The organism is Pseudomonas saxonica, from assembly GCF_007858365.1.
Classification (GTDB): Bacteria; Pseudomonadota; Gammaproteobacteria; order Pseudomonadales; family Pseudomonadaceae; genus Aquipseudomonas; species Aquipseudomonas saxonica.
On sequence record NZ_VFIO01000007.1, the window covers coordinates 262,241 to 268,987 of the forward strand.

At 51.8% G+C, this 6,747-nt stretch carries 8 protein-coding genes; 7 read left to right on the forward strand and 1 reads right to left on the reverse strand.

Annotation, left to right across the window (positions count from 1 at the left end; all coding sequences use genetic code 11):
* The first annotated feature begins 157 nt into the window (after nt 1-157).
* The 5 genes from FJD38_RS17900 to FJD38_RS17925 all read left to right on the forward strand — a co-directional run bounded on the left by FJD38_RS17900 (nt 158) and on the right by FJD38_RS17925 (nt 3,148).
* Nucleotides 158-547 carry a hypothetical protein gene (locus FJD38_RS17900; RefSeq protein WP_146386666.1) on the forward strand — a complete coding sequence of 130 codons (390 nt, stop codon included), beginning with the start codon at nt 158-160 and terminating at the stop codon, nt 545-547.
* An 806-nt stretch (nt 548-1,353) separates the two neighbouring features.
* Nucleotides 1,354-1,758, forward strand: coding sequence for a hypothetical protein (locus tag FJD38_RS17910; protein WP_244302754.1), 405 nt, complete (start codon nt 1,354-1,356; stop codon nt 1,756-1,758).
* Nucleotides 1,755-2,033, forward strand: a complete 279-nt coding sequence (locus tag FJD38_RS17915; RefSeq protein WP_146386670.1) for a hypothetical protein — start codon at nt 1,755-1,757, stop codon at nt 2,031-2,033. The genes FJD38_RS17910 and FJD38_RS17915 overlap by 4 nt, the downstream gene beginning before the upstream one ends.
* Nucleotides 2,034-2,090: 57 nt before the next feature.
* Entirely contained in the window at nt 2,091-2,624 is a 534-nt protein-coding gene (locus tag FJD38_RS17920; protein ID WP_146386672.1) for a glycoside hydrolase family 19 protein, read from the forward strand.
* Nucleotides 2,621-3,148: a lysis system spanin subunit gene (locus FJD38_RS17925; protein ID WP_146386673.1), complete on the forward strand. Its 528-nt coding sequence runs from the start codon at nt 2,621-2,623 to the stop codon at nt 3,146-3,148. The genes FJD38_RS17920 and FJD38_RS17925 overlap by 4 nt, the downstream gene beginning before the upstream one ends.
* Before the next feature lie 708 nt (nt 3,149-3,856).
* On the opposite strand, the gene FJD38_RS17935 is transcribed toward FJD38_RS17925, so the two are convergent.
* Complete coding sequence (locus FJD38_RS17935) at nt 3,857-4,546, reverse strand: SOS response-associated peptidase family protein (protein WP_146386695.1); 690 nt, start codon at nt 4,544-4,546, stop codon at nt 3,857-3,859.
* 145 nt (nt 4,547-4,691) lie between these two features.
* On the opposite strand from FJD38_RS17935, the gene FJD38_RS17940 reads away from it, so the two are divergent.
* Together FJD38_RS17940 and FJD38_RS17945 are read left to right on the forward strand one after the other, a co-directional pair.
* Complete coding sequence (locus FJD38_RS17940) at nt 4,692-5,120, forward strand: LexA family protein (RefSeq protein ID WP_146386677.1); 429 nt, start codon at nt 4,692-4,694, stop codon at nt 5,118-5,120.
* 513 nt (nt 5,121-5,633) lie between these two features.
* On the forward strand, nt 5,634-5,972 hold the full coding sequence (locus FJD38_RS17945; protein WP_146386679.1) for a helix-turn-helix domain-containing protein: 339 nt from the start codon (nt 5,634-5,636) through the stop codon (nt 5,970-5,972).
* Nucleotides 5,973-6,747 lie beyond the last annotated feature (775 nt).

Here is a 6,747-nt window from a genome sequence, read left to right on the forward strand (position 1 = left end):
ACCCGAACCGCCGTGTATTTTCATCCGGAACTCGCCAACCGCGCCGAACGATGTCTACACGCAAACCATCCTGACTGGATCGCCCGGGAGTTGGACCGGGTTTCAGGTCTGGGCAAACAACATAAACTCCAGACCTACTGGAAAGTGGTTTGCCGCCGTGTTTGCAACCAAGGCTAACGGTAATTACGGCATGCGCATTTGGGGCGCGAACGGCCAGTTGGTGTATGACTCAGGTGCTACACCTGTGACCGTTACACGGGCCAGTAACTCTTGGAGCTACGTCAGTTATGGGCAGCAAGGCCCCATCGGCACAGCCACCTATTACAAGTGCAACATTGCCAGCGGGCCACTGCTTGAAGATGAGTACTTCATGATCAACCCCTTCTCCCGAACCATGCTGGCCCCCAACAACGTCACATCGATGAACGCGGGGATACGCTGGGTTTACGCGAGCAACGAGCTGTCCCTCTACGCAATCGGGTCTCGCGCCAACTGGTATGACATCGGTGCGCCGGGCGCCGTGTTTGCAAGGCTTCCCGGTTCTTGATCACGGGATAACACTTCACTTATTTGTCACGATATACCCGCCAGACGCGGGTATTTTTTTCGGCTGGAGAACAGCATGGCACGGCAAGAAATTATCTTAGGCACACCCCCTGCGGGGCTGGGCGGTGATCCACCGCGAACAGCAAGTATGAAAATCAACGCGATGACCCAGGAGCTCTACGAAAAAAATGCAGCGCTCGGCACGGCAGCTTCGCGTGGAGCTCAAACTGCACGTAAAGCCGCTTCAGGGGAGGTATTGATAGCTGGGTTTAATGGGATTGGCATACAAAATGACCTCCGTTCCACGTTATACACAAGGGGCATACCCTCTGACATTATATCTTCGGGAACTTGTCTTGGATTTGCGGATGGATATGATTTAGGTATCCCGGGTGCCAATGGGGCCGGTGTATACGGCGTATTAGAGAGCAGTGTTCACTGGTCTGAAATGTCCGGCGGCGATGGTATTCAGCAGGAATTTAAGAGGCCCAACACTACCTACAGACGGGTGGCGCTCAGCTTAGCCAGCTGGGGGCCTTGGGTTATCGTTGGCACAAAGACTGTAGGCACCAATCTAGAGGGCGCGATAATTGAGCGAGGTGTAAACGGAAACGGTGGCTACACCCGATTTGCGGACGGGACTCAGATCTGCTGGGGTTCATTCTCAGGCTATATAGCAAATAGAACCATAGAATATCTTTTTGCAGCCCCTTTCGTGGAAGGTGTTCAGGTATGCATAGCGGGCACCGTGGTACCTAGCAGTCGATACGATACAACTTGGTCCATGTGGTCGGGTAATCCTAGAGTGTGGAACTTTACTTCAACCGTAGACTCGCAGAACACGGTTCAATGCTTGGCGATGGGGAGATGGAAATAATGAAAATAATACTAAGCCCCCAACGGCGCGAGGACACTCTAAAAATAGTAAAGCAAGGGGCCACCCTTTTCATAAATGACGAGGCATTCAGCTTTTCAAGAATGGGAGATGGTGACACCCTTCCCCGAGAGGCAATTAAAAGCGAGTGGTTTGCAGGCCCGGTTGAAAAGCTAAACGGGGAACTAATCGTAACTCTGGTAATGCCAAACCCATGGAACTATAGCCATGATCAGGCTTTTCCCGAGCCCATAAGCGATGTCCCCGATGGAGTTGTAGACCTTCCGAAACCTCTGCCAGAATTGCCGGACTTCTTCGGCCAAGGAGTAACAGATTGAGCAATATCGACTGGGATATGCTAATAACAAGTGAAATGAAAGGCGCCCAAACAAGTAAGGCTCTTGAGGCTGCATACGCAGAAAAGGAGGCTCTGTGGCAAGAATCGGAAATGCTGGTTATTGCGGAACAACTACTAGCAATCGAAGATGATGATCCTATAGCCCTTACCGGCACCGAGCGTCAATGGCGCGACTACCGCATTCAAGTACGCGCCTGGAAAGAGGGCGCCGAAGGATTCCCGGAAGCAGAGAAACGGCCAGTACGGCCCAGCTAAAAACAGCATCACCCAGAACCCCGCCGAGTGCGGGTATTTATTTGCCTGGAGAAAGCTATGCCCATCACCGTGCAGCAATTGCTGCTGATCCTCCCGAACGCCGGCCAAGTAGCCGGCGTTTTTGTACCTGTCTTAAACACCGCCATGAACCGATTCCAGATCGTCGGCACCAAGCGCGTTGCGGCCTTCATCGCGCAGATTGGTCACGAATCTGGCCAGCTCAAATACGTAAAAGAAATCTGGGGGCCAACCGCTGCTCAGACCCGCTACGAAGGCCGTGCCGATTTGGGCAACACCCAACCGGGTGACGGCTCCAAATATCGCGGCCGTGGCCTGATCCAGATCACCGGCCGGGCCAACTACATGATGTGCGGCGAAGCGTTGGCCCTAGACCTGATCAACCAACCCGAGCTGCTGGAAAAGCCTCAGCACGCGTGCATGTCAGCGGCATGGTTTTGGGCGAGCAGGGGGCTCAACACCTTGGCCGATGCGGGCCAGTTCGAGGCCATCACCCGCCGCATCAACGGCGGTCAGAACGGCGCAGCAGACCGTCAGGCGCTGTATGCCCGCGCCCTCAAGGTGTTGGCGTGAAGCTCGATGCGGTGAAGTGGGGCGGGGCATTGCTGTTGATGTTCGGCCTTATGGCTGTCAGTGCCTGGGCCGCATGGACTTGGCAGGCCAACGCCTATGGTCAACAACTGGCCAAACAGGAAACAGCCCATCAAACGATCCTGACCGATCTGGCCAATGCTAATTCAGCGCTGATCCTTGCTGAGCAGAACAAACGCTTTGCACTGGAGCAATGGCTGGCAGCCAGCGACAAAGTCCATTACCGAGTGCTCACCGATGCAAAAATCAATCAAGCCCGTCTGCGTGATCGCCTTGCTACTGCTGACTTGCGGCTGTCAGTCCTACTCGACGCCACCGGCACAAATGGTAGTGACGGAATGCAAGCCACCACCGGCCCCGGCCGCGTGGTTCATGGAACCTATCGAGCCCAACTTGACCGAGCGCATGCTCAACGAATTATCGGAATCACCAGCGACGGCGATCAAGGACTGATCGCGTTACAGGCCTGTCAGATGTACGCAAAAGCAATATCTGGCACAAATTAAACGGAAAGGATCGGCCGTTAATGCTTCACCATTCAGCCCTGTCGTCGCACTCTTAGCAATATTTTGCAACTCAAGAGCTGAATCCCCTGCGTGGTAAATCAACCCGACAGGCGAATCTGACAAACGAAAAAAAACATCTAAAGTCAGTCGGAGAAAAGGCTACCTTGGGGAATGGAATTCCCACTGCCTTTACAAGCGCCATGAATACATGCTCAAAAAAGGACGCCCTCTAATGTCGCTACCTCCCACGCCCTACTTTGAGCGACGCTTACTCGATTTGCGAGCGCTCTCCCCAGCCACTGCTGAACTAGCCAAACGCATAGCTTCAGACCTGAAGCCAGAGGTGTTGAGCACTTCCTCTGATACCCTGGAGGCTCAGCTTATGGATCACTTACAGGAGGTCGCTCAGCAACAAGCGCGCTGTGTTACTCGGCTCTGGGACTGGTTAAACGCTGTGGTCAGCGCTGGAGCACTACAGCCGCAAGAGGCGGCAGCATACGCATGTGAGGCGGCCACCTTGGGAGGGCCGTTTGGCATAGCGCCAGAATGATCGATGATGTTAAACGCGAAGACGCTTCGTAGTACTTGAGGCCTATGGGCACCGACCGCGCGAAGGCATTCGCGACCAGCGATGAGTGTTCAAGGTTTTCCCCAAGGTAAATCTGAATAGAATGATGCATGTGATGTCGCACGAAGCCGACAGGGTGCCTATTCCAGTGGAGTCATTAAGCCCGGCCCTTGATTTTTAATATTTCCCACGGCCTTACTCACTGGGTACCACTCAAAATCTTCTGTCGGTTGGCAGCACTCCAGCGACAACTCTTCAGCTCTTTCACGCTCAAGCGACTGATCAAGCCATTCCCGCGCATGCTCAGGTGCAAGAACCACGGGCCGTCGATCATGAATATCAACCATCCCCTGATCACTGGCAGCAGTTATAATCACGAAGCCATCGCCTTCATGCGGCTCTAAGCCTGGGTGCACCTCGGCCAATGCCGCAAAGAACATGGGCGCTTGGCTTTTTAGTCGAATGAAGAATGGCTGTTTCTTTTTTGGGTCATCAGGATCCTTGACCCACTCATACCAACCGTCAGCCATGACTAAGGCGCGGCTATCTGGCCATAGTTGCTTGAAGAACTTGCCGGTCGTGACGGTCTCCACTCGTGCATTGATAGGATCTGGTCTTTTGCCTTTGGCCCAGAAGGGCGCCCAGCCCCAACGCACAGGATCAACCCGTAAGTCGTCCTGCTGATTATGGAGGATGTTGACTCGAGTACTGGGCGCGACGTTGTAGCGGGCGATGGGTTGATTGTCATAACCGCTGACGACCAATCTGTCGGTGCCCAGCACCTTCAAATAATCCGCAACGCCCTGGTACTGTACAAATCTCCCGCACATCCTGATGACCTCCTCACGATAGAGCACTGCTCGAAGCTTAGCCCGCATCAGCATCCCTTCGTCGAAATCTCTTAGAGAAGAATTGACCGGAAATCTCCTACGCAGTTAACTGTACGTTCATACAGCTAAACAAAAGGCGTGCGTCATGAGCTTCACTTCTCTAGGTCCAATAGCCGAAGGCGGCGTGCGCTTGCCCCTGTGTTCTTTCAAAGTGCCGGCAGGCTTCCCGTCCCCGGCGGCGGATCACATTGAGAAGCAAATTTCTCTCGACGAGCTTCTGAGTATTCGTGCGCCGAGCGTGTACCTGGTCAAGATTGATGGCGACAGCATGCAGGGTGCCGGCATATTTGCAGGCGATCTGGCCGTGGTGGATCGTGCTATTGAACCAGTTCATGGTCATGTCGTCGTAGGAATATTGAATAACGACCCACTGTGCAAGCGGCTGGTTATCCGGGATAAATCCATAATCCTGAGGTCAGAGAACTCCAAGTTTCCCGACAGGCACATTTTGGAAGGGGATGAGTTCTCAGTCTGGGGTGTGATCACATATACAGTGCGAAGCCATATTCGATAAGGTTTGGTTCTGGTTCGGCAGAACGCCGGAGGAAGGAGTAAATAGGCTGCGTGACTTTTGCGTGACTCTCTTACGCACCTATGTGCATCTATGGCTATTCGGTTGCAGCGAGCGCCAGAGAAAGTAGCCATGTTTAAAGGGTTTGCCATGCTCCAGCGGGCATGGGGTGCTAGGGGGCGAGTGTTCGAATCACTCCGTCCCGACCATATTCTGTAAGGGAATCAAGGGTTTAGGCTATTGCTTTCCTTTCTTGTTTCTGTTTGAGGCAAAGTGCGCGCCAGATAGCCTTGTCCGTCTGGGATCAATAGAGGACTTTGTATGGTTAATCTCGAGTTTACCCAGAGGCAAGAGGCATTGTGCAAGGCAGATTGCGCGATGTATCAGCAAAAATGAGATAAGCGTTTCGCTCCTCCATGACCCGATGTACCACACAGTTATTGATTTGCATATGCTTGTAGCATGAGCTAAATATTTATCTTAAATTCTAGATACCAACCTGAAGGTGGAATTCAGATGGCACTTAAATTTGTCGATAGCCCAGCCCACGTTACGCGCGACGAACAAACAGTAAGCAAAATGGCAATGAAAATGGATCTTTCTATTTTCATTACAGAGCACATTAAAAATCTAAACCTCAAACAGCGAGAGGCCGCGGAAAAGTTAAACGTCAACCAGTCTCGTATTTCCGAGCTTGCCACAGGTAAAATTGAGAAATTCTCGATAGATGCGATGATAGACATGCTCTACAAATTAGGGTTCAGCATCTGCATAAAGCTACCGTCCGATACCAAGACCGCAGCACCTCAGATCGCTATTTCTCAGCGCCGAAAGGGCAGAGCTATTTCGAATTAATAATAATTAGAATTTGGTTATAAACATATCAAAAATAACCTATCAAAAACTGATGCGTCCCATTGCCTTAGCATTATATAAGGCTTCATCTGCTACCTCTGGGTCGGAAGTAGTCTTTCGTGGGCTTCCGTTGTTGGCCGATTGGCGCCCTTCAGGCCAAGCTTGCGCCGATACAAACCAGATGATTTTCTGAAACAGATAGGATGAGTTTGGTCGGCAGGACACCGGGAGAAGAGTGAAAAACAGTTCCTAAACTTAAAATAGAAGCCGTACTCTACGTGTTTTTCAGAGGCCCTATACAGCCTAAGTTTCGGAAAGGAACATCGCTAGAAGTCCCGGCCGGCTTGAGTTTTGCTATCGGATTGCAAATCCGCCTCAGGCCTGCAGCTGTGATACCTCAGTGTTAAGCCTGACTACTGTATGAAAATACAACGCTAAGTTATTGATTTATATAGGCTGATGCAGCGATTTTAGACTGTGAGAGAATCTAAAAAAACCTATATAAATCATACGTTTAGTGCCCGTATCTGATCACCTTGACATGGTGGGGGTCGTTGGTTCGAGTCCAATCGCGCCTACCAAACAAAATCCGCTCTGCTGGGCGGTCTAGAAGGGCTCACCGAAAGGTGGGCCCTTTTTTGTTGCCTGTGTCCCGTCCTGAATAAGGTTTACACCTTCTGATCTATTTTAGGAGGGCGTAATGGAGACAAGTAAAAGGCGTAGTCAGCGAGACTACACGCTGACCTTTAAATTGTCGGTCGTCGACCAAGTCGAA